Here is a 22460-nt window from a genome sequence, read left to right on the forward strand (position 1 = left end):
CCGCGGGTCTTTCCGCGCGCGGCGGCGTGACCCGGCGAATTCCCCCCGTGTTCCCCCGGTGACCTGGGGTGGGAGTATTCTGGGCAACCGTGCTCGTCATCGCGCTGGACACCTCGACCCCCGCGGTCACCGCGGGACTGGTCGAGTTCGCGAACTCCCGGCCGCAGTCCCTGGCCGAGCGGGCAACGGTCAATCCGCGTGCCCACGGTGAACTGCTCACCCCCCAACTGCTCGACGTGCTCGCGGAGAGCGGGCACCAGCTGGGGGAGGTCGACGCCGTCGTCGTCGGAGCCGGCCCCGGGCCGTTCACCGGACTGCGGGTGGGGATGGTCACCGCCGCCGCCCTCGGCCACGCGGCGGGGATCAGGGTGTATCCCGTCAGCAGTCTGGACGCCATAGCGAACCGGGTGGTCGAGGACTCCCCGGTGCTGGTGCTGACCGACGCCCGACGCAGAGAGGTCTACTGGGCGACCTACGACTCCCCCACGGAACTCGGAACGCGGCGGCGGCTGACCCCGCCCACCGTGGACAGCCCCCGGGATCTCGTCACGAAACTGGAGGGAAGCCCGGTCGCCGCCGCGGCGGGGGAACTGGCCGCCGCGCACGCTCCGGACCTGGGGCTGAAAGCGGTCGATCCCGCTCATCCCTCCCCGGAGGGGCTGGTGAGTGCGGCCGGACGGGAACTGCGTTCCGGCACCGAGCCGCACCCGCTGGTGCCCATGTACCTGCGCAGACCGGACGCGGCAGCACCCGGCCCCCCGAAGACGGTCACGGCCGAGCGGGGGAGGACGTGACGGAGCACCGACACGCCGGATCCCCCGGAACGGGGGAGACGGAAACACGCGCCGCCGCTCCGTTCGTGGCCAAGCTCCGCAGGCGGGACGTCCCACGCTGCGCGGAACTGGAACGCGAACTGTTCCCCACCGACGACCCCTGGCCGGAGGGGGCGTTCGTGGCGGCACTGGACCGTGGGGACTTCTACGTCGGCGCTTACGACCGGGCGGAACAGCTGATCGGCTACGCCGGACTGGCGTTCGTGGCACGGGGGCCGAAAGCCGAGGCCGAGGTGCACACGATCGCAGTGGCCCCCCAGGCGCAGGGCCGGGGGGTGGGCAGGGCGCTGCTGCGCAGGTTGCTCGCTCGTGCCGACGAGGAACGTGCCCAGGTGTTCCTGGAGGTGCGCACGGACAACGAGCCCGCGATCGGGCTGTACCGGCGGCACGACTTCGAAGTGGTCGGGATGCGCAAGCGCTACTACCAGCCGTCCGGGGCCGACGCCTACACCATGCGACGTCCGCCCCGCACGGCTGAGCAGGAAGGTGAGGCGGTATGAGTGCGAAGGGTGGTCCCGGCCGGATCGTGCTCGGTATCGAAACCTCGTGTGACGAGACCGGGGCGGGACTGGTGCGACTCGAACCGGACGGTTCGGTGCGACTGCTGGCCGACGCGGTCGCCTCCAGCGTCGACGAACACGCGCGGTTCGGGGGAGTGGTTCCGGAGATCGCCAGCCGGGCGCATCTGGAGGCCATGGAGCCGACGGTGCGCCGGGCCCTGGACGAGGCCGGGATCGGACTGGCCGACGTGGACGCCGTCGCGGTCACGGCGGGCCCCGGTCTCGCCGGTGCGCTCATGGTCGGCGTGTCGGCGGCGAAGGCCTACGCCGCCGCGCTGGGCGTCCCGCTGTACGGGGTGAACCATCTGCTCGGTCACGTGGCCGTGGACACGCTCGAGAACGGGCCGTTGCCGCGGCACTGCCTGGCCCTGCTCGTCTCCGGCGGACACACCCAGCTGCTGTCGGTCTCCGGTGTCGCGGAGGAGGTCACCGAGATCGGCTCGACGATCGACGACGCGGCCGGTGAAGCCTACGACAAGGTGGCACGCATCCTGGAACTGCCCTATCCGGGTGGCCCGCCGATCGACAGGGCCGCCCGCGAGGGGGACCCGGAGGCGATCGCTTTCCCCCGTGGGTTGACCGGTCCGCGGGACCCGAAGTTCGACTTCTCCTTCTCCGGGCTGAAGACCGCCGTGGCGCGGTGGGTGGAGCAGGCCAGGGACGCGGGACGCCAGCTGCCCATCGCCGACATCGCCGCCTCGTTCCAGGAGGCGGTGGCCGACGTGCTCACCGACAAGGCGGTGCGCGCGGCCACCGAGCTCGGTCTGGACACGCTGGTGCTGTCCGGCGGTGTGGCCGCGAACTCCCGCCTGTCCGCGCTGGCCAGGCAGCGGTGCGCGGAGGCCGGAATCACCCTGCGGGTGCCGCGCCCCCGGCTGTGCACCGACAACGGCGCGATGATCGCCGCCGTGGGGGCGCACGTGATGGCGACCGGGGTCGAGCCCTCCTCGCTGGGTATCTCGGCGGACCCCGGTATGCCGGTGAGCACCGTCGTGGCGTACTGACCCGCTGTGGTGGCCCGGTTCCCCCGAACCGGGCCACACGGCTTCAGCTCCTGCGGTGCAGCCTGGGTTCCCCGTCCTCGACGACGAAACTGGCCGCAGTCCTGGCCGGTGCTCCGCGTTCGGTCACGTGGTCCAGGACGCGGTGGTCCACCCGCAGCTGGTCCGCGCTGAACCGGGTGCGCACGTAGCCGCGCCGGTCCTTGTAGAACTTCACGTGCGGGTTGTCCTCGAGCACACCCCGCTGGGTGTCCTCGCTGCCGTCGCCGCCGCTGGTGATCGAGGTGGTGACGAATTCGGTGCCCGCCGGCGGGGAGTCCGGGTGCTCGTGGGAGTCACGGATCTCGGCCGCCCAGTGCCGGTGCACGTCACCGGTGAACACCACGCCGTTGCGGACGTTGCTGTCGGCCATGGCGTGGGCGATGCGGTCGCGGTTGGCGACGTAGCCGTCCCAGGCGTCCATGTTGTACCCCTCGCCGGGGCCGGCGGTGAGGTCCAGTTTGGAGAAGAACACCTGCTGGCCGAGCACGTCCCAGCGGGCCTGGGTGGTGCGGAAGCCGTCGAGGATCCACTCCTCCTGCCGCCGCCCGGTGATGCTGCGCTCGGGATCGAAGCGCTCCGGGCACTCCACGTTGAACCCGTCTCCGCAGGCCTGGTCGTCGCGGTACTGGCGGGTGTCGAGCATGTGGAAGTTGGCCAGCCCGCCCCAGCGGATCCGGCGGTAGAGCCGCATGTCGATGCCGCGTGGTCTGCTGGAGGAGCGCAGCGGCATGTTCTCGTAGTAGGCCCGGAAGGCGGCCGCCCGGCGCGCGAGGAATTCCTCCTGTGGTTCCTCCGGGACCTCGTCGGCCCAGTTGTTCTCCAGCTCGTGGTCGTCCCAGACCACCAGCCAGGGCGCGGTCGCGTGCGCCAGTTGCAGGTCGGGATCGGTTTTGTACTGGGCGTGGCGCTGGCGGTACTGGGCCAGCGTCCTCGTCTCCGGGCCGAGCACGGTGCGCACGTCACCGTCCGCGGCGGGATACTCGTACTGGTAGTCGCCGAGGTGCAGGATCAGCCCCGGCTCGTCCTCGGCCATCCTGCGGTAGGCGGTGAAGTAGCCCTGTCCGTAGTGGGCACAGGAGGCGAAGCACAGGGTCAGGTCCCCCAGGTGTCCCGGCGGCGGTGCGGTGCGGGTGCGTCCGGTGGGGGAGACCTCGTTGCCCACGCGGAAGCGGTAGAAGTACTCGGCTCCGGGCCGCAGTCCGTCCACTTCGACGTGCACGCTGTGCGCGTACTCCGGCCTGGCCCAGGCCAGGCCGCGCCGAACCGAACGACGGAACCGCTCGTCCTCGGAGATCTCCCAGAGCACCGGGTAGCTCCGGCTCGGCATGCCTCCGCCGCCGTCCGGGGCGGTCGGGTCGGGAGCCAGTCTGGTCCACAGCACGATTCCGGTGGGCAGCGGCTCTCCCGAGGCCACGCCCAGGCTGAACGGATGCTTCAGCCTGCCGACTCCGGCTCCCGGAGTTCCCGTGGCGTGGGCGATGCCGTTCGCGGTGCCCGCCAGAGCGGCGCCTCCGAGGGCGGCCGCCCCTCCGAGCAGCACCGAACGGCGGCCGAGAGAACCGTGCGAACCGGTGGATTCGGACATCCCGTTCCTCCTGACAGATGTTCGGGAACCAACCGCCGAACAGCCTCTCGCCCGGTGGGTACGCCCGCCACCGGTGTTCGGTGGTCGTCGGGTGAACTCCCGACAACGGGCGGGCCACAGTGGAGTTCCCCGTCTCTCCCGCCGGGGCGGACGGCTCCCGGCGGGTGGGTTCGTGGATCGCTCCGGTTCCGGGGCTCCGGGCGTTTCAGGCCCGTCGGTTGACGGGACGTCGCGGAGGACCGAGCGGCCCGGGAGGACGGGAGGGCCGGGGGTGACGTTTCCACGGTTGGTTCGTGGGTCTCGTCGGGGTGGTCATGGGGGGCAACCTAGAGCACACGGTTGATCACGGTGCACGCACCCCCGTGGCCGGAGGTGCGTGTCCACCGCTCAGCCGTCGGTGCCGCGGAACCCCGGGACTCCGTCCTCGATCGTGAGGGAGGCCTTGGTGCTCACCGGGGCGCCTTCCCTGGAGACGTAGGGCAGCACGCGGAAGTCCGCGGTCACCCGCTCGGCCTCGACCCGGGTGCGCAGATAGCCGCGCATTCCGCTGTGGAAACGGATGTGCGGGTTGTCCGGGTCCCCGGTGAACTCGTCGGGGTCCGCGTCGCCTCCGGAGGTGACCGAGGTGGTGACCAACTCGGTGCCCACCGGCGGGGAGTCCGGGTCGGAGTAGTCGGTCTTCAGCTCGGCCGCGTAGTGCTCGTGGATGTCCCCGGTGAGCACCACCGGGTTACGCACTCCCGCCGAGATCCACCCCTCGGTGATCCGCCGCCGTGAGGCCGTGTAGCCGTCCCAGGTGTCCATACTGGTCATGGTCAGCGGTCCGCCGAGGGTGTCGTGGTGGGCGAACATGACCTGCTGGCCGAGGAAGTCCCAGCGGGCGGTGGAGGCACGCAGGTTGTTCAGCAGCCACTCCTCCTGTTCCCGCCCGGTTATGGACCTGTCCGGATCGTCCTCCAGCCCGCAGGGGCCGACCAGGCCGCCGCAGGTCTGGTCGTCGCGGTACTGGCGGGTGTCGAGCATGTGGAAGTTGGCCAGCCCGCCCCAGCGGATCCGGCGGTAGAGCCGCATGTCACCACCGCGTGGTCTGCTGGAGGAGCGCAGCGGCATGTTCTCGTAGTAGGCCCGGAACGAGGCGGCCCGCCGTGCTCCGAAGTCCGGCTGGGGCAGTTCGGGGTCGTCGCCGGCCCAGTTGTTGTCCAGCTCGTGGTCGTCCCAGACCACCACCCACGGTGCCGTGCGGTGCGCCAGTTGCAGGTCGGGGTCTGTTCGGTACTGGGCGTACCGTTGGCGGTACTCGGCCAGGGTGCGGGCCTGCCCACCCGCGACCGGGCGTGCGATTCCCGACAGGACGGGGTACTGCAGATGGCCGAGTTCGTAGATGTAGTCGCCGAGGTGCAGCACCAGGTCGGGTTCCTCCTCGGCGATCCGGCGGTAGGCGGTGAAGAAACCGTGTTCCCACGCCGCGCAGGAGGCCGTGCACAGGGTGAGGGGGCTGTGGAGCGTGCCGGGGGACGGCGCGGTGCGGGTCCGCGCGGTCTCGGTGGTGTGACGTCCGACGCGGAAGCGGTAGTAGTACTCCCTGCCCGGTTCCAGTCCGGCGGTCTCGACGTGGACGGAGTGCGCGCCCTCCGGGCGGGCCGGGGTGGTTCCGGTGCGTACGACTCTGCGGAACCGTTCGTCCTCGGCCACCTGCCATTCCACGTCGATCACGCGGTCCGGCATCGCTCCGCGCCCGTCCTCGGCGAGGGGGTCGTGGGCCAGTCGGGTCCACAGGACGAACCCGTCGGGGGTGGGGTCGCCGGAGGCGACTCCGAGGGTGAAGGGGTTGCCCCGGTCGCGGGTTCCGGTGTGCCACGTGGCGGCGCTGCCGGTTCCGGCTCCGAGCGCCGCGGCGGCTCCCACGCCCGTGGCCAGGAGCGTTCTGCGGTTCAGGGGACGTGCGTGTTCTCCGCTGGGACGGCTCATGGGCACCTCTCGCCGTGTGCGTTCCACGCGTGGATCCTCGCGCACAGAAGTGAGCATTTTTCGTGTATGGCGTGATCACAGCGTGAACAGTGTTCGGGGAGCTGTCGACCGGCATCCGGGTGAGCCGAACACGGAGGGGCGAATTTCTCCACGGTGGAGGGGGCCGTGTTGAACGTTGGCACTCGCACCGGTAGAGTGCTAGACGAACGGCGCCGGAGCGCCCCGGCACCCGCGACGGCGGGGAGCCACGGAGCCGTCAGACATCCAGCCAACGCTTCGAAGGCCCCAGAAGGTGGAGGTCAAGACCGTGGCGAGCATCAAGCCGCTTGAGGACAAGATTGTTGTCCAGGCAAGTGAGGCCGAGACGACGACGGCGTCCGGCATCGTGATCCCGGACACGGCCAAGGAGAAGCCGCAGGAGGGCAAGGTCCTCGCTGTCGGCCCGGGCCGTGTGGACGACAAGGGCAACCGCATCCCGCTCGACGTCAAGGAAGGCGACGTCGTCATCTACTCCAAGTACGGCGGGACCGAGGTCAAGTACAACGGCGAGGAGTACCTGGTCCTCTCCGCCCGCGACGTGCTGGCCGTCGTCAACTGAACGACCGGCTCGTTCGCATCGGCGGGAGCCCCCGCCTGCGGAACGGGGACGTGACCGTCCTCGCGGGCAACTGCCGCCCCGGCGGTCCCGAGAGCGTGGACCCCGGGGCGGTCGCCTGCTACCCCCTTCACCGAACGCAGGCAGTCGGTTCGGAGGCCCTCCGACCGCGCGCTCGTGTACGACTGCGCGCCCGTTCGGTGAACAGACATCCCGGCATTCGCGCTGAAGGGCTGTGGAGAAATGGCTAAGCAGATCAGCTTCGAGGAGGAGGCGCGCCGCGCCCTCGAGCGTGGTGTGAACCAGCTCGCCGACTCCGTGAAGGTCACCCTGGGCCCGCGTGGTCGCCACGTGGTGCTGGACAAGCAGTTCGGCGGGCCGCAGATCACGAACGACGGTGTCACCATCGCTCGTGAGGTGGAGCTCGACGACCCCTACGAGAACCTGGGCGCCCAGCTCGCCAAGAGCGTCGCGACCAAGACCAACGACGTCGCCGGTGACGGTACCACCACCGCGACCGTGCTGGCCCAGGCGCTGGTCAGCGGCGGACTGCGCAACCTCGCCGCCGGTGCCAACCCCTCCGCGCTCGGCAACGGCATCCAGCAGGCCGCCGACGCGGTGATCGAGTCGCTCAAGGAGCAGTCCACCCCGGTCAAGGGGCGGGACAACATCGCCCAGATCGCGACCGTCTCCTCCCGGGACGAGAACATCGGCGCGCTGGTCGGCGAGGCCATGGAGCGTGTCGGCGACGACGGCGTGATCACCGTCGAGGAGTCCTCGACCCTGGCCACCGAGCTGGAGGTCACCGAGGGCGTCCAGTTCGACAAGGGCTACGTCTCGCCGTACTTCGTCACCGACTCCGAGCGGCAGGAAGCCGTGCTGGAGAACGCCCAGGTGCTGCTGCACCAGGACAAGATCTCCAACATGCAGGAGCTGCTGCCGCTGCTGGAGCGCGTGGCCAACGACGGCAAGCCGCTGCTGATCGTGGCCGAGGACGTCGAGGGCGAGGCGCTGTCCACCCTGGTGGTCAACGCCGTGCGCAAGACCTTCAAGGTCGTCGCCGTCAAGGCGCCGTACTTCGGTGACCGCAGGAAGGCCTTCCTGCAGGACCTGGCCGCCGTGACCGGTGCCCAGCTCATCTCCCCCGACGTGGGACTCAAGCTCTCCGAGGTCGGCCCCGAGGTGCTGGGCTCGGTCCGTCGGGTGACCGTCACCAAGGACAACACCACGATCGTCGACGGTGGCGGCAACAAGGACGACGTCCAGGCGCGGGTCAAGCAGATCCGCAACGAGATCGAGGCCAGCGACTCCGACTGGGACCGCGAGAAGCTGCAGGAGCGGCTGGCCAAGCTCGCGGGCGGTGTCGCGGTGCTCAAGGTGGGCGCCGCCACCGAGACCGAGATGAAGGAGCGCAAGTCCCGCATCGAGGACGCCGTCGCCGCCGCCAAGGCCGCCGCCGAGGAGGGCAGCATCCCCGGCGGTGGTTCCAGCCTGGTGCACGCCTCCAAGGTGCTGGAGAACAACCTCGGCCTCTCCGGTGACGAGGCCACCGGTGTCCAGCTGGTGCGCGGCGCGCTGGAGGCCCCGCTGTTCTGGATCGCCAGCAACGCGGGCGAGGAGGGCGCCGTCGTGGTCTCCAAGGTCCGCGACATGAAGTGGGGGGAGGGCTTCAACGCCGCCGACCTCACCTTCGGCGACCTGACCGGCCCCGGCGTCGTGGACCCGCTGAAGGTCACCCGTTCCGTGGTGTCCAACGCGGCTTCCATCGCCCGGATGGTGCTCACCACCGAGAGTGCCGTGGTCGACAAGCCCGAAGAGGAGGAGGACTCCTCCGGAGGCCACAGCCACTGACACGTCCGCGTGGCACGCGTGAAGCCCACGAGAACCGGGGCGGCACCCAGCTGGGTGCCGCCCCGGTTTCGTGTCGCGGTCGTTGGAGTCCTGCGACGCGCTCCCCCCGTTGACTCCGACACGTCGGAAGGACTCCCACCACGACACGGTCTCGTGGTGCCACCGGGGCGGGACCGTCGCCGCGCCGGTGGCCCGGTGCTCGAACGGGCCGATGGTGGTCGCGGCGGTCACGCTGCCCGGCGCCGTCCGATCACACGGGTATCGGTGTGTCCGCCTTGCGGTGGTTCTTGATGATGACCTCGCGTTCGGACTCGGACAGGCCGCCCCAGATTCCGTAGGGCTCCTGCACCGTCAGTGCGTGTCTACGGCACTGCTCCAGCACCGGACAGCGATGGCACACTTCCTTCGCCTTCGCCTCGCGCCTGGCCCGGGCCGGGCCGCGTTCCCCGTCCGGGTGGAAGAAGTACGCGCTGTCCATCCCCCGGCACAGGCCCTGTATCTGCCAGTCCCAGATATCGGCGTTCGGCCCCGGAAGACGTCGTGTGTCCGCCATTGCGACAACCACCTCCAATTCGGTGGGTCCCCTCCCTGCCACGGTGTGTCACCGCAGCCTCGCACGGATCACACTAAAACCGAGTCAAAGCTTGTTCAACCCTTGTCGCTGGTAAAGGTGGTGCACGTTGGAGTGACACTGTGCTGATCGAGTCCGGCTTGCCTCGACGCGTGCGCTACCACGAACATGTCCGTGATGATGTGGTCGAGGTGACGAGGTGGTCGGCTGTGGACGCCGAATCGTCCGTAGGTGGAACGGGCTCCGTCGCAGCGCACGAGCCCGACAGGAACGAGTCCGACGGCTGTCACGGACGGACGGGCGTCGGTGGTGAGGAAGCCGGGGAGATCGCCCCGAAGCTCTCGGTGGCCGCCGTGGCCCGCCGGCTCGGAGTGGCGCCCGCGACGTTGCGTACCTGGGACCGGCGGTACGGACTCGGACCCACGGAACACTCTTCCGGGCGACACCGGAAGTACGGTCCGGACGACATAGCCCGTCTCGAACTGATGCAGCACGCGCTGCTGCGCGGAGCCTCCCCGGCGGAAGCCGCCCGGTACGCCCACGCCGCCTCCGTGCGTTGTCGGGAGGCCGAGGAGCGGGCAGACGGAGGGGGTCCCGCCGCGGACTCCGGTGCTGTCTCCTGCGGGCCGGGTTCGGACGGGGCGGTGCTGGTCTCCGGGGTGCTCGACAGCGAGGGGAGTGCCACGGAGTGGGTGGACACCGCCAACACCGGCGGACGCGGTCTGCGCCTGGGCGGAGCCGCTCCCGCCGCGCGCGGGCTGGGCCGGGCCGTGCTCGCCCTGGACGCTCCGGCGGCCCAGCGGATCATGCTGGAGAGCATCGAGCGGGACGGGGTGGCCGCGATGCGCCGCCGGGTGCTGTGTCCGGTGCTGAGGGCGTTGTCCGAGCTGCGGGAACGCACGGGCGGTGGCGCGGAGATGCCCAGTCTGCTGACCGACTCCGCCCTGACCGTGCTGCGTGCCGTGATCGCCGGGGCGCGGGCCCCGCGAAACCCCCGTCCCGTGTTGTTGACCAGTCCTTCCGGAGAGGCGCACTCGCTCGACCTGGTCGCCCTCGCCGCCGCCCTGTCCGGGGAGGGGGTGGGGCACCGGCTGTTCACCTCGGCCCTGCCCCGGGAGGGGCTGGAGGCCGCCATCCGCCGGGCGGCCCCCGCCGCCGTGCTCGTCTGGTCCGAGCACTCCCTGTTCGCCGACCCCCAGTTGGTCACGGGGTTGCCGCGACCCCGCCAGCGGGTCCGGGTTTTCGCCGGGGGGCCGGGATGGTCCGCCGAGAGCCTGCCCGAGCACGTCGACCGGTTGGATTCCTGGGAGGAGGCCTTCGCCCGACTCGCGGAGTGCGCCCCGCGCGAGACGATCTAGTGGTATAGATCACACTGTTTTTTCCTCCGTGGTGCGGCGTGGCCCGTTTTGTCCTGATAGGACTTCCGTTCCGGGCGGCGCGCGGCGATCCCGCAGGTGAGGGGCGTGTTGTGTCTTTTACCCCGAAACGGGTGAAACTCTTACGGCTCGATTACTCCGTTCCGGTGAAGTATGAAGGCGGTCTCGGTCCACCGAAAGTGGAGAGCCGGCTCGTCGCGTGGGTCAAGCTCCGTCCGGTTGTGTCCGATGGGGGAGATGGAACGTTCACTCGCCTGTAGGAAGGGAGTTCCCGTGACGACGGTCTTGATCTGCGATGACCGACGGAGCGTCCGGGAGGGGCTCACTCGTGTGATGTCGGCCGTACCGGGAGTGAGTCGAATCGATTGCGTGGCCCACGGTGACGAGCTGCTTTCCCGGTTTGCCCGGCAGGCGGTCGATGTCGTTCTGGTGGGGACCCAGCGTGCCGTGCCCAACGGAGTGGAGGCCACCCGCAGGCTCGTCTCCGCGCACCCGCAGGCCAATGTGATCGTCTTCGGGGCGCCGGACGACGCGGGGAGCATCGCCGCGGCCATCGCCGGTGGGGCGCGTGGCTATCTGCGTTGGGACGCCTCGCGTCCCGAACTGGTGGCGGCACTGGCACACACCCTGGCGAGCACCTCGGTGCCCGCTCCGCGCCAGCCCTCCGACCCCGGAGTGCAGCTCACCGACCGCGAGCTCCAGGTGCTGCGCGGGATGGCGCAGGGCAAGAGCAACGGTCAGATCGGGCGTGAACTCTACCTGTCCGAGGACACGGTGAAGACCCACGCACGGAGGTTGTTCCGCAAACTCGGGGTCCGGGACCGTGCCCAGGCCGTCGCTCACGGTTTCCGCCGCGGGCTCGTCGCCTGAACGGGCGGCGGATGCGCCGAACGACGTCCGCCTTCGTGCCGGGGTCCCACGTGCGTGGGTGCGATTCGCGTCACCGGCTCGCCGGGGTGCGCTCCGCGGTCCGGGCGGAGTTTTCGTCCCGTCGAGCCTGTGGCCAGTTTTCCGGCGTGTGATCGCGCACCACAATCGAAATGTGTTGAAAATCACTCACTTTTATTGGGATGTGTGCCCGCCGTCCGGGCCTCCTCGGGGGAGGGGGTGTCGAGGTGGGCTCCCGACTGCCCGTTTCGTGTCCGATGGAGTACGCGCGGTGGTTCGAGCAGGTCATCCCCGCTCCGTGCGGGGAGCTGGGCCGACTGCCCACCGCTGTGGGCCACCGCGAGGACCGAGCGCGACCGCGGTCGCCGCCCCGCCGTGCGGGGTCTTCCGCGCCCTCCGGGTGATGTCCAGTCGGTGTACGGGTCACTACGCCCGGCCGGTAGTGTGACCACGGGATCGGCGTGCTCGACGCGCCGGCCGGTTCCGGGCAACTTCGATTCGAGTCAACGCGTAACACCGAGGCTGGCGTCTGCGATGAGCAACGTGGGGGACGGGCTGGACGCGCTTGTCAGCGCCTCCATCGACGGTGACCGCCAGTCGATCGAGCGCTTACTCGCCGAAATCCGTCCTTTGGTGGTGCGGTACTGCCGCGCCAGGATAGGCCGAAACGAACGTTCGTTCGCTTCGGCGGACGATGTTGCCCAGGAGGTGTGTCTCGCCGTGCTGACGGCGCTACCGACCTACCGGGACCAGGGACGTCCGTTCCTGGCGTTCGTTTACGGCATCGCCGCGCACAAGGTGGCCGATGCGCACCGTGCATCGGCTCGCAATCGGTCCGAGCCGGTGGCGGATCCACCGGATACCCCGGAGAACGAAGCCGGACCGGAGCAGCGAGCGATACAGGGTGAGCTCTCGGGCAGGATGGCCCAGCTGCTGCGGGTCCTGCCCGCCAAGCAGCGGGAGATCCTGCTGCTCCGGGTGGTTGTCGGGTTGTCCGCGGAGGAAACCGCCGAAGCGGTCGGTTCGACGCCGGGGGCGGTGCGGGTGGCTCAGCACCGTGCACTCGCCCGGCTGCGAAAGACGCTGTCCGCGGAGGAGGTGGTCTGAAGTGGCGGAACGCAGTGGCTCCGGAGGTGACGACAACGAGCGCGCCCCCGTCGAGCCCGGCCAGCAGGACGACCGGTCGAACGCCGAGTACGACGACGTGGACTCCACGGCGCCCGTGAACGGTGGTTCCGGTGCCGAACGCGGAGCGCCACACGGCGACTCCGAGCGGGAGGACACCGCCGACCGGGACCCGGAGGCCGGTGCCGAGGGGACGGAACGGTTCGTCGAGACACCGAAGGGATCGGACGGGGAACAGGCCGCGGTCATCGAGTTCCGCCCACGGCAGGATCCGTCCGCCGAGAATCCCGAACACTCCCCGGAGTTCTCCGTGGCCGAGGAGGCCGGCGAGGAGGACCTCGACACCGACGGGGACCCGGTGGACCTCGCCGAGGTGCGGGCCGACGACGAACTGCTGGATCTGCTCGGCTCCACCGAGGCGGAACGTGGGGACACGGCCGACTCCGAGGCGGACCTCGAAGCGCTGCTGCTGGCCTGGCGCCGTGAGGTCGACTCCGCCCCCGTGGGCGAACTCGTCGACACGGACCGGGCCGTGGCCGCCGTGGAGGAGGGCAGACCACGTCGACGTGCCCGCAGACGCAGACACCTGGTTCCGGTGGCCACCGCCGCCGCGGTGCTCATGATCACCTTCACCGGAGTGGGTGTGGCCGCCCGGGACGCCGGTCCCGGCGACGCGCTCTGGGGAGTCACCCAGGTGCTCTACAGCGATCGTGCCGCCTCCGCCGCGGCCGCCTCGCGGGCGGAGAACCAGTTGGAGTTGGCCAGCAGGGCCTGGCAACGTGGCGAGCAGGAGGAGGCCGAGACCGCGCTGCACCGTGCCGCCCAACAGCTCAGGACAGTCGAACCGGGGGAGCGCTCCGACCTGCGGGAAACCCACGCCTCGCTGAGCGCGAAGTTCCAGGACCCGCCGGAGTTCCCGGACAGCTCCTCCTCGGAGGAGACGAGCAGCACGCGCGAACAGGGACCGCCGCCCTCCGGCAGCTCCGAGGCGCCGCCGGAGAGCTCCACTCCGCCGAGCACGGGAGACACCACGCCCCCCTCGCGTTCGGAGGACCAGGACAGCACCTCACACCCGCCCGAGCCCTCGGAGTCACCGAGCACGAGCGTCGGCGAGAGCCGGGACACCTCCAGTGACGGGAAGTCGTTGAGTTCGACGGTGGGGTGACGGAGTCGTGCCCGGCTCCGGCCCGGGCACGGGCCGCCTCCCCGTCCGAGGAGGGCCGGGCACGTGTGTCCTCCGTGGACCGGTGCGCACGCTTCGCGGTGGAGCGGTTGTCCCCCTCCGGGAGGCGAGCGCCCCGGCGGTCCGTGATCCTCCGGGGACCACGGGCCGGGGCGGGTTCACCGGCTGTGTTGGTCCTCGGTCTCGATCACGCCGTCCGCGAATCCACGGCAGTACTCCCAACTGACGTAGTGTCCCGGATTCGGTTCGTAGGCTGGTTCGTGCGGACGCATCCGGCCGTCGTTGAGCAGCTGCTCCAGGCTGGAGCGCAGCAACTCCCAGTCGTGGTAGTGCGCTTCGCCGCAGTCCGCGCAGTCCACGACGATCCCGCGGATACCGCGCGGCTCCAGCAGCGCCTGATACACGGCCAGGTCGGCCAGGTCCGAGAGCAGTTCGGCCCGCTCCTCGTCTCCGAGTTGCTGCTCCTGCTCGAAGTCCTGATCACCGAGAGCCATGCTCGGGTCTTCCGGATCGCCCGCGAACGGGTCTGGTGGCAATGGGTCATGCGGCACGACCCGAACGGTACCGGTACGGTCCACCCCTCCGGTTCCGTGGCCGGGGCCTGCCTGGTGTTTCACAGCCGATACCATGGGAGGACATCGCCCGTGAGTCGTGTCGAGGCGTTTGTTGTGTGGTCCCTGTCGTGGCCTTCGCTCTCCTCGGAAGGGCTCGCGGGTTCAGCTCGCCTCAGGGAGTGCCCTCGCGCAGGTGGTCGGTGATCCCGCGGGCCGTGCGCGGCCCGTTCCGATCAGCCGAGCGGCACGACCACTCCCGGACGGGACACCAGGCACTTCAAACTGATCCAGGAAGGCACTCCTTCGCGCTATGACCAGCGAACTGACCGCCCCGGGCTTTCCGACGAAGTTCGCGACGCTCGGGCTGACCTTCGACGACGTGCTGCTGCTGCCCGGCGAGTCGGACGTCATGCCCAACTCCGTGGACACCAGCACCCGACTCTCCCGGAACATCCGGCTGCGTGCCCCGTTGGTCTCCGCGGCCATGGACACGGTCACCGAGGCCCGCATGGCCATCGCGATGGCCCGGCTGGGCGGGGTCGGCATCCTGCAACGCAACCTGGCGACCGAGGAGCAGGCCGCCCAGGTCGAGGTCGTCAAGCGTTCCGAGGCGGGCATGGTCACCGACCCGGTGACCTGTTCCCCGGAGGACACCCTGGCCGAGGTCGACGAACTCTGCGCCCGTTACCGGATCTCCGGGGTTCCCGTGACGGACCCGGACGGATCGCTGACCGGGATCATCACCAATCGGGACATGCGGTTCGTGACCGACCACACCCAGCGGGTGCGGGATGTGATGACTCCTGCGCCGCTGGTCACGGCCCGGGTCGGTGTGAGCGGGGACGAGGCGCTCGAACTGCTGCGCGCGAACAAGATCGAGAAGTTGCCGATCGTGGACGGCGGCGGCAAGCTGCGCGGGCTGATCACGGTCAAGGACTTCGTCAAGACCGAGCAGTACCCGGACGCGACCAAGGACGCCGACGGCAGGCTGCTCTGCGGAGCCGCGGTCGGGGTCGGGACCGACTCGCACGAGCGCGCCATGGCGCTGGTCGACGCCGGGGTGGACGTGCTGGTCGTGGACACCGCCCACGGGCACTCCAGGGCGGTCGCGGAGACCGTGGCCACCCTGAAGAAGGAACTCGGCGACTCCGTGGACGTCGTCGGCGGCAACGTGGCCACCAGGAACGGTGCCCAGGCGCTGATCGACGCGGGGGCCGACGCGGTCAAGGTCGGGGTGGGGCCCGGCTCGATCTGTACCACCCGGGTCGTCGCGGGGGTGGGGGTGCCGCAGATCACCGCCATCTACGAGGCGGACCAGGCCTGCCGCCCCGCCGGGGTTCCGCTGATCGCCGACGGCGGTATCCAGTACTCCGGTGACATCGCCAAGGCGATCGCCAGCGGGGCCAGCACGGTGATGCTCGGCAGCCTGTTCGCCGGCACGGCCGAGGCCCCCGGCGACCTGGTGCTGGTCAACGGCAAGCAGTTCAAGGTCTACCGGGGCATGGGGTCGCTGGGGGCCATGTCCTCCCGGGGACAGGGACAGTCCTACTCCAAGGACCGGTACTTCCAGGACGACGTGCTGTCCGAGGACAAACTGGTACCGGAGGGCATCGAGGGACGTGTGCCCTACCGGGGACAGCTCGGCCAGGTGGTGCACCAGCTCGTCGGCGGGCTCCGTTCGGGCATGGGCTTCACCGGCTCCTCCACCGTGGAGGAGTTGCAGCGGGCGCACATGGTGCGGGTCACGGCGGCGGGGCTGAAGGAGAGTCACCCGCACGACGTCACCATGACCGTCGAGGCTCCCAACTACACGACGCGGTAGCGTCCCCCGCCGGGGTCGACGGGCGGCCGTCGCGCCCCGCGGCCTGTTCGGAAGAGGAGCGCTCCGTCCCGGCCGGGAGTCGGGGCGGGGCCCCGTGTCCCTCCTTCCCGGGATCGGTGACTCGGTTCGTGTGGAGGTATCCCGGACGGGCGCTCGGACAACCACAGCGGCACTGCGGGAAGGACACACGTGCGGGATCTTGTGGAAATCGGCATGGGCCGGACGGCCATGCGCGGCTACGACCTGGACGACGTCGAGATCGTGCCCTCGCGGCGCACGCGCTCGTCCAAGGACGTTTCGCTGTCCTGGCAGATCGACGCCTACCGGCTCGACATCCCGTTGGTCACCCACCCGACCGACGCGGTGGTCTCCCCGGAGACGGCGGTGCGTGTCGGGGAGCTCGGAGGGCTCGGGGTGCTCAACGCCGAGGGGCTGTGGGCCCGGCACGAGAACGCCGAGGAGGAACTCGACCAGGTCGTGCGGGTGGCCGAGGAGGGCGACGGCCCGGAGGCGGCGATCTCCCTGTTGCAGCGGTTGCACGCGGCCCCGGTTCGTAAGGATCTGCTCACCGAGGCGATCGGGCGGATCAAGAACGCCGGGGTGACGGTGGCCGCTCGGGTCAGCCCCCAGCACGCCGAGGAACTCACTCCCACGCTGCTCGCGGCCGGGGTGGAGGTGCTGATGGTGCAGGGCACCATCGTCTCGGCCGAGCACGTCTCCCGGGACGGGGAGCCGTTGAACCTCAAGCGTTTCATCGGTGACCTGGACGTGCCCGTGATCGCCGGTGGTGTGGGCGACTACCGCACGGCCATCCACCTCATGCGCACCGGGGCGGCCGGGGTGATCGTCGGTTTCGGGCAGTCGCGTTCGGCGACCACCACCCAGACGCTGGGTATCGGGGTTCCGATGGCCACGGCCATCGCCGACGCGGCGGCCGCGCGCCGGGACTACCTGGACGAGACCGGCGGCCGTTACGTGCACGTCATCGCCGACGGCGGGCTCGCCTGCTCGGGGGACATCGCCAAGGCGGTGGCCTGCGGGGCGGACGCGGTGATGCTCGGGGAGGCGCTCACCGAGACCTCGGAGGCCCCCGCCCAGGGCTACTACTGGACGGCGGCCGCGGCGCATCCGAACCTGCCGCGCAGCGAGATCGTCGGGTTCGACAGCGCGGGGGTGGACCTGGAGACGTTGCTGTTCGGTCCCAGTAGTGATCCCAACGGCACGGTGAACCTGTTCGGGGCGCTGCGTCGTGCGATGGCCAAGACCGGGTACTCGGAGCTCAAGGAGTTCCAGAAGGTCGGTCTGATGCTGTGCCGGTGACCTCCGTTCCCCGCGGCGTTTCCGCAGCCGCGGGGGCCGCGGACCTGGTCGCGTCCGATCGGTGACATATTTACCGGCAAGTATGGCTACCGGTGAGTAGTGTGTTCTAGTCTCTCGTGCATGAGTGATCGGGAACACCGGGGTGTGACGTCGTCCGCAAGCACCCACTATGACGTGGTCGTGGTCGGATCCGGCTTCGGCGGCAGCGTGGCCGCGTTGCGGCTGGTCGAGAAGGGCTACCGGGTGGCCGTGCTGGAGGCCGGCCGACGGTTCACGGACGAGGAGTTCCCCAAGACCTCCTGGGATCTGCGCAGGTTCCTGTGGGCACCGCGGCTCGGTTGTTACGGCATCCAGCGCATCCACATGCTGCAGAACGTGATGATCCTCGCCGGGGCGGGCGTGGGTGGTGGCTCGCTGGTGTACGCCAACACCCTCTACCGTCCGTTGCGGCCGTTCTTCACCGACTCCCAGTGGGCGCACATCACGGACTGGGAGCGGGAACTCGACCGACACTACGACCAGGCCAGCCGGATGCTGGGTGTGGTCACGAACCCGACCGTGACCCCCTCGGACCGGGTGATCCAGCAGGTCGCCTCCGACATGGGGGTGGCGGACAGCTACCACCCCACTCCCGTGGGGGTGTACTTCGGCGCGCCGGGCGAGCGCACGGCCGATCCGTACTTCGGCGGTGCCGGGCCGGAGCGCACCGGCTGCACCGAGTGCGGCGCGTGTATGACGGGATGCCGGGTCGGCGCCAAGAACACCCTGATGAAGAACTATCTCTACCTGGCCGAGTCCTTGGGGGCCGAGGTGTGGCCGATGACCACGGTCGACCGGCTGCACAAGGACTCCGCCGGACGCTGGCGGGTCCGCACCCACCGCACCGGCGCGGTGCTCGCGAAGAACCGCCGCACCTTCACCGCCGACCAGGTCGTGCTGGCGGCGGGGACGTGGGGCACCCAGAACCTGCTGCACCGGTGCCGGGACAACGGGGATCTGCCCGGGATCTCCCGCAGGCTGGGCGAGCTCACCCGGACCAACTCGGAGGCGATCATCGGGGCGCAGCGGCGCACGGTCGACCCGGAGCAGGACTTCTCCCGGGGGACGGCGATCACCTCCTCGTTCCATCCGGACGAGCACACCCACATCGAGCCGGTGCGCTACGGCAAGGGCAGCAACGCCATGGGGCTGTTGCAGACCCTGCCGACCACCGGGGGCACGGACACCCCGCGTTGGAAGCAGTGGCTGCGCACCGCCGCCACTCGGCCGTTGACCACGCTGCGGCTGCTGTCGGTGCGCCGCTGGAGCGAACGCACGGTGATCCTGCTGGTGATGCAGAGCCTGGACAACTCCCTGCGGACGAGGCTGCGCAGGGGACGTTTCGGCAGGCGCAGGCTCATCTCGGAGCAGGGACACGGCGAGCCGAACCCGACCTGGATCCCCGCCGGGGAGCGGGCCAACGAGCTGGCCGCCGAGAAGATCGACGGCATCTCGGGGGGTACCTGGGGTGAGCTGTTCGACATCCCGCTGACGGCGCACTTCATCGGAGGTTGCCCGATCAGCTCGGATCCGGACAGCGGGGTGATCGACCCCTACCACCGGGCCTGGGGATACCCAGATCTATCCATAGTGGATGGATCGGCGATCACGGCGAACCTCGGGGTCAACCCCTCGCTGACCATCACGGCCCAGGCCGAGCGCGCCTTCTCCATGTGGCCGAACAAGGGCGAGAGCGACCCGAGGGCACCGCAGTCCGCCGAGTACCGACCGGTGGAGCCGGTGCGGCCGCGTCACCCGGCGGTGCCGGACGACGCGCCCGCCGCCCTGCGGTGAACCCACCTCCCGGGGTGCCCGGCGCGGCAGGCGGGCCGCTGCCCGCCGGGTTCTCCAGGGGGTGATGCCGTCGGAACCCGACGGACCTGGGAGAATACGCTGACCAGCGTAGTGTTCTCACCCGGAGGTTCGACGTCGTGTCCGACACCGCAGGCGGTATCGACCCCGCCGGTCAGGGTTCCGCTCGGGGGCGTCCCGGCAGCGGCCCCGTGCTGGTGGTCGATTTCGGTGCGCAGTACGCACAGCTCATCGCCCGCCGGATACGGGAGGCGCAGATCTATTCCGAGGTTGTGCCTCACAGCACGCCGGTGGAGGAGATGCTGCGGCGGGATCCGGCCGCCATCGTGCTCTCCGGCGGCCCCTCCAGCGTCTACGAACAGGACGCTCCCCAGGTGGACGAGACGCTGTTCCGCTCGGGTGTGCCGGTGTTCGGGATCTGCTACGGCTTCCAGGCCATGACGAGGGCGCTCGGAGGCACCGTCGAACGGACCGGAACCAGGGAGTTCGGCAGAACCGACCTCTCGGTCTGCGCGGCCGGGGGAACGCTGCACCAGGAACTGCCCCAGCACCACCCGGTGTGGATGAGCCACGGGGACTCGGTGAGCAAGGCTCCCGAGGGCTTCCGGGTGATCGCGGAGACGGCCGACACCCCGGTGGCGGCCTTCGAGAACCCCGAGCTCGGCCTCGCCGGGGTGCAGTACCACCCCGAGGTGGCGCACTCACCGCACGGTCAGGAGGTGCTGCGCAGGTTCCTGCACGACATAGCGGGTATCCGTCCCACGTGGACGACCACCTCGATCGTGGACGAGACGGTGGCCGCGATCCGGGAACAGGTCGGAAACGCCCGCGCGATCTGCGCGCTGTCCGGGGGAGTGGACTCCGCCGTGGCCGGCGCGTTGGTCAACAGGGCCATCGGCGACCGGCTGACCTGTGTGTTCGTGGACCACGGTCTGCTGCGCTCCGGGGAACGTGCCCAGGTGGAGCGGGACTTCGTGGCCGCCACCGGCGCCCGTCTGGTGGTGGTCGACGCCGTCCGACAGTTCGGTGACGCGCTCGCCGGGGTGACCGACCCCGAGGAGAAACGCAAGATCATCGGACGCGAGTTCATCCGGACCTTCGAACGCGCCGCGCGGGATTTGCAGACCGAGGCCGGCCAAGCCGGTGAGCGCGTCGAGTACCTGGTGCAGGGGACGCTGTACCCCGACGTGGTGGAGTCCGGTGGGGGCACCGGGACGGCCAACATCAAAAGCCACCACAACGTCGGGGGACTGCCCGAGGACCTGCGGTTCGACCTGGTCGAACCGCTGCGGGCCCTGTTCAAGGACGAGGTGCGCAAGGTCGGTTCCGAACTCGGGCTGCCCGAGACCATCGTGCAGCGCCAGCCCTTCCCCGGTCCCGGCCTGGCCATCAGGGTGATCGGCGAGGTGACCCAGCAGCGCCTCGCCGTGCTGCGCGCCGCCGACGCCATCGTCCGCGAGGAACTGACCGCCTCGGGGCTGGACCGCGAGATCTGGCAGTGCCCGGTGGTGCTGCTGGCCGACGTGCAGTCCGTCGGGGTCCAGGGCGACGGACGCACCTACGGCTACCCGGTGGTGCTGCGGCCGGTCTCCAGCGAGGACGCCATGACCGCCGACTGGACCCGCCTGCCCTACGAGGTGCTCGAACGCATCTCCACCAGGGTGACCAACGAGGTCCCCGAGGTGAACCGGGTGACCCTCGACGTCACCTCCAAACCGCCGGGGACCATCGAGTGGGAGTGAGTCCGCACGGGGGCCGCGCGAAGGCGGCCCCCGCCGACGGGCGAACTCCCTCCGCTCAACGACGCCGCAACGCGCTGACCAGCATCAGCAGTCCCACCGCCACCGCGCCGAAGGCCAGCGCCCGCTGGGCGGTCCAGGTGCCGCCGACCAGCAGGTAGACCGAGGTGGCCACCGTCAGCAGCCCCGCCGTCAGAGCGATCGGGTCCACGGTGGCCAGGCGGGAGGGCTTCTTCTCCTCCGGGGCGGGTTCGTCCCGGGACTCCGTTCGGTACTCAGACACGGAAAACCTCCACGGTTCCGGTGTTGGTCCGCAGTGTGAGCCTGAGCTCCCCACCTCCGGAGCCGTCCGGCCCCAGATCGGTGCGCTCCACCCGCAGGTTCCTGCCGGCGCGTTCGGTTCCCAGGCAGTCCACCGAACCGAAGTCGGTGGAGCACGTGAGGTGTACGTCCGCCTCCCGTGGCAGGTACACCGTGGTCGCTCCCGCCCCCAGCCGCACTGAGGTGTGCGTCCGTCCCTCGGACGGTAGCCGCATGTCCTGCAGTCGCAGGGTGATGCTGCCCACCGAGCCCGAGTACTCGGACCCCAGTTCCGTCGCCCGGCTAGGAACCACGTCCACGTGGGTGAAGCCGTTCCACGGACGCTCCGGGATCTGGGTGGCCAGCATGCTCACCAGTGCCACCGGTATCGCGAACGCGATGAGTCCCCGCCCGCCGCGCAGGAAGGCCCCCGCGAGCATCCCGCAGCCGAGCACCCCGAGGGTGACCGCGCCGATGGTGACCGGGGAGGCGCCCACCGCGATGGAGAACCCGCTCGCCAGCAGGGCGAGTCCCAGGGTCGTCAGGGTCACCGAATGCCGCGGGGCTCCGCGTTCCCGGGGCGGGCGGGGACTCGGTGGAGGGGGCGGCGCGGGTTCGGCCGGTCCTTCGTCCCCGGGAGGGGAGGGGGGAGCGGTTCCCGCCGGGGGCGGCGGTTCCGCGGCCGGATACACCCACGTCCGTTCCCCCCACCGTTCACCGGCCGGAGCCTGGGCGGAGGAGGAGCCCGTCGGGAGACCGGACTCGTGCGCCGCGTTCGTGCGTTCCGGTGGTGCGGGAACGGCCCGGTCGCTGTAGTGGCGGTGCAGCAGGTACAGCGCCAGCAGCCCGACCAGCAGTCCGAGGACACCGGGCAGGTCGAACACGGAGAACGCCACCGGAACCAGCAGCAGCACCAGCAGTACCAGCAGCACGGGGGAACGGTCCCTGAGCGTTCCCGTGCGCGGGTCGACCTTCGGCAGGGCCAGCCACAGCAGCAGGTAGAACAACAGCCCGGCCCCGCCGTAGAACGTCCCCACCACGAAGACGACCCGGAACAGCACCGGGTCGATGCCGTAACGCTCGCCGAGCGCGGCGGCCACCCCGGCGATCTTGCGGTTGGTGTCCGTGCGTGCCGGGCGGGTGTGCCACATGGTGCGGACCGAGTCGAGCACGTCCTCGTCCGGCCGTGCGGAACCGCCTGCCGAGCCTGTGGCTCCCCCCGCCGGGTCGCTGCCTCCTGCTCCGCTCATGTCTCCACTCTGCGCGGACGGGGTGCCGTCGTCCTCAGGGACCTCC

At 70.3% G+C, this 22460-nt stretch carries 19 protein-coding genes; 13 read left to right on the forward strand and 6 right to left on the reverse strand.

The annotated features are described in order from the left end of the window. Positions 1 to 89: 89 nt before the first annotated feature. From tsaB to tsaD, 3 genes are read left to right on the forward strand one after another with little or no spacing between them, the layout of a single operon-like run. Complete coding sequence (gene tsaB, locus ACTMO_RS0101585) at positions 90 to 794, forward strand: tRNA (adenosine(37)-N6)-threonylcarbamoyltransferase complex dimerization subunit type 1 TsaB (protein ID WP_019852898.1); 705 nt, start codon at positions 90 to 92, stop codon at positions 792 to 794. Next, positions 791 to 1333, forward strand: coding sequence for a ribosomal protein S18-alanine N-acetyltransferase (gene rimI / locus ACTMO_RS0101590; protein WP_019852899.1), 543 nt, complete (start codon positions 791 to 793; stop codon positions 1331 to 1333). Before tsaB ends, rimI begins: the two co-directional genes overlap by 4 nt. Beyond that, positions 1330 to 2397: a tRNA (adenosine(37)-N6)-threonylcarbamoyltransferase complex transferase subunit TsaD gene (tsaD, locus tag ACTMO_RS0101595; RefSeq protein ID WP_019852900.1), complete on the forward strand. Its 1068-nt coding sequence runs from the start codon at positions 1330 to 1332 to the stop codon at positions 2395 to 2397. Before rimI ends, tsaD begins: the two co-directional genes overlap by 4 nt. 43 nt (positions 2398 to 2440) lie before the next feature. Here the strand turns inward: tsaD and ACTMO_RS0101600 are convergent, their stop codons facing one another. After that, positions 2441 to 4021, reverse strand: coding sequence for an alkaline phosphatase D family protein (locus ACTMO_RS0101600; RefSeq protein ID WP_019852901.1), 1581 nt, complete (start codon positions 4019 to 4021; stop codon positions 2441 to 2443). 387 nt (positions 4022 to 4408) lie between these two features. Beyond that, a complete protein-coding gene (locus ACTMO_RS0101605; RefSeq protein WP_026448763.1) occupies positions 4409 to 5989 on the reverse strand; it encodes an alkaline phosphatase D family protein in 1581 nt (526 codons plus the stop codon). Positions 5990 to 6296: 307 nt separating this feature from the next. Between ACTMO_RS0101605 and groES the strand changes: the two genes are divergently transcribed. Together groES and groL are read left to right on the forward strand one after the other, a co-directional pair. Beyond that, entirely contained in the window at positions 6297 to 6587 is a 291-nt protein-coding gene (groES, locus tag ACTMO_RS0101610; protein ID WP_374957085.1) for a co-chaperone GroES, read from the forward strand. Between the two features lie 240 nt (positions 6588 to 6827). Next, on the forward strand, positions 6828 to 8435 hold the full coding sequence (groL, locus tag ACTMO_RS0101615; protein WP_019852904.1) for a chaperonin GroEL: 1608 nt from the start codon (positions 6828 to 6830) through the stop codon (positions 8433 to 8435). Between the two features lie 250 nt (positions 8436 to 8685). Here the strand turns inward: groL and ACTMO_RS0101620 are convergent, their stop codons facing one another. Beyond that, complete coding sequence (locus ACTMO_RS0101620; RefSeq protein WP_019852905.1) at positions 8686 to 8988, reverse strand: WhiB family transcriptional regulator; 303 nt, start codon at positions 8986 to 8988, stop codon at positions 8686 to 8688. A gap of 227 nt (positions 8989 to 9215) precedes the next feature. Here ACTMO_RS0101620 and ACTMO_RS0101625 point away from each other — a divergent pair, with 227 nt between their 5' ends. The 4 genes from ACTMO_RS0101625 to ACTMO_RS0101640 all read left to right on the forward strand — a co-directional run bounded on the left by ACTMO_RS0101625 (position 9216) and on the right by ACTMO_RS0101640 (position 13560). Then, on the forward strand, positions 9216 to 10364 hold the full coding sequence (locus ACTMO_RS0101625) for a MerR family transcriptional regulator (RefSeq protein ID WP_019852906.1): 1149 nt from the start codon (positions 9216 to 9218) through the stop codon (positions 10362 to 10364). A gap of 291 nt (positions 10365 to 10655) precedes the next feature. Then, a complete protein-coding gene (locus tag ACTMO_RS0101630; RefSeq protein WP_026152733.1) occupies positions 10656 to 11252 on the forward strand; it encodes a response regulator transcription factor in 597 nt (198 codons plus the stop codon). A 552-nt stretch (positions 11253 to 11804) separates the two neighbouring features. Then, the gene (locus ACTMO_RS0101635) at positions 11805 to 12377 is read left to right on the forward strand and encodes a sigma-70 family RNA polymerase sigma factor (protein WP_019852908.1); all 573 of its coding nucleotides are present in this window, start codon (positions 11805 to 11807) and stop codon (positions 12375 to 12377) included. A gap of 1 nt (position 12378) precedes the next feature. After that, positions 12379 to 13560, forward strand: coding sequence for an anti-sigma-D factor RsdA (locus ACTMO_RS0101640; protein ID WP_019852909.1), 1182 nt, complete (start codon positions 12379 to 12381; stop codon positions 13558 to 13560). A 176-nt stretch (positions 13561 to 13736) separates the two neighbouring features. Here ACTMO_RS0101640 and ACTMO_RS0101645 read toward each other — a convergent pair whose 3' ends face one another. Beyond that, on the reverse strand, positions 13737 to 14129 hold the full coding sequence (locus tag ACTMO_RS0101645) for a DUF5319 domain-containing protein (protein ID WP_211212883.1): 393 nt from the start codon (positions 14127 to 14129) through the stop codon (positions 13737 to 13739). A 313-nt stretch (positions 14130 to 14442) separates the two neighbouring features. Between ACTMO_RS0101645 and guaB the strand changes: the two genes are divergently transcribed. From guaB to guaA, 4 genes are all read left to right on the forward strand, one after another. Then, positions 14443 to 15954, forward strand: a complete 1512-nt coding sequence (guaB, locus tag ACTMO_RS0101650) for an IMP dehydrogenase (RefSeq protein WP_019852911.1) — start codon at positions 14443 to 14445, stop codon at positions 15952 to 15954. A 189-nt stretch (positions 15955 to 16143) separates the two neighbouring features. Then, complete coding sequence (locus ACTMO_RS0101655; RefSeq protein WP_026448765.1) at positions 16144 to 17274, forward strand: GuaB3 family IMP dehydrogenase-related protein; 1131 nt, start codon at positions 16144 to 16146, stop codon at positions 17272 to 17274. A 120-nt stretch (positions 17275 to 17394) separates the two neighbouring features. After that, entirely contained in the window at positions 17395 to 19107 is a 1713-nt protein-coding gene (locus ACTMO_RS0101660) for a GMC family oxidoreductase N-terminal domain-containing protein (RefSeq protein ID WP_157062763.1), read from the forward strand. 158 nt (positions 19108 to 19265) lie between these two features. Next, complete coding sequence (guaA, locus tag ACTMO_RS0101665; protein WP_051099141.1) at positions 19266 to 20867, forward strand: glutamine-hydrolyzing GMP synthase; 1602 nt, start codon at positions 19266 to 19268, stop codon at positions 20865 to 20867. A gap of 55 nt (positions 20868 to 20922) precedes the next feature. Here guaA and ACTMO_RS0101670 read toward each other — a convergent pair whose 3' ends face one another. Further along, positions 20923 to 21147, reverse strand: coding sequence for a hypothetical protein (locus ACTMO_RS0101670; protein WP_019852915.1), 225 nt, complete (start codon positions 21145 to 21147; stop codon positions 20923 to 20925). After that, entirely contained in the window at positions 21140 to 22414 is a 1275-nt protein-coding gene (locus ACTMO_RS0101675) for a PspC domain-containing protein (protein WP_084792002.1), read from the reverse strand. Before ACTMO_RS0101675 ends, ACTMO_RS0101670 begins: the two co-directional genes overlap by 8 nt. Between the last annotated feature and the right edge of the window lie 46 nt (positions 22415 to 22460).

This window comes from Actinopolyspora mortivallis DSM 44261 (assembly GCF_000384035.1).
Lineage (GTDB): Bacteria > Actinomycetota > Actinomycetes > Mycobacteriales > Pseudonocardiaceae > Actinopolyspora > Actinopolyspora mortivallis.

What these genes read in the sequence shown, in the direction of transcription:
- groL (WP_019852904.1), top strand. Translation starts at nt 6,828, where the DNA reads ATGGCTAAGCAGATCAGCTTCGAGGAGGAGGCGCGCCGCGCCCTCGAG.
- ACTMO_RS0101635 (WP_019852908.1), top strand. Translation starts at nt 11,805, where the DNA reads ATGAGCAACGTGGGGGACGGGCTGGACGCGCTTGTCAGCGCCTCCATC.
- ACTMO_RS0101620 (WP_019852905.1), bottom strand. Translation starts at nt 8,988, where the DNA reads ATGGCGGACACACGACGTCTTCCGGGGCCGAACGCCGATATCTGGGAC.
- ACTMO_RS0101600 (WP_019852901.1), bottom strand. Translation starts at nt 4,021, where the DNA reads ATGTCCGAATCCACCGGTTCGCACGGTTCTCTCGGCCGCCGTTCGGTG.
- ACTMO_RS0101675 (WP_084792002.1), bottom strand. Translation starts at nt 22,414, where the DNA reads ATGAGCGGAGCAGGAGGCAGCGACCCGGCGGGGGGAGCCACAGGCTCG.
- guaB (WP_019852911.1), top strand. Translation starts at nt 14,443, where the DNA reads ATGACCAGCGAACTGACCGCCCCGGGCTTTCCGACGAAGTTCGCGACG.
- tsaD (WP_019852900.1), top strand. Translation starts at nt 1,330, where the DNA reads ATGAGTGCGAAGGGTGGTCCCGGCCGGATCGTGCTCGGTATCGAAACC.
- ACTMO_RS0101605 (WP_026448763.1), bottom strand. Translation starts at nt 5,989, where the DNA reads ATGAGCCGTCCCAGCGGAGAACACGCACGTCCCCTGAACCGCAGAACG.
- ACTMO_RS0101660 (WP_157062763.1), top strand. Translation starts at nt 17,395, where the DNA reads ATGAGTGATCGGGAACACCGGGGTGTGACGTCGTCCGCAAGCACCCAC.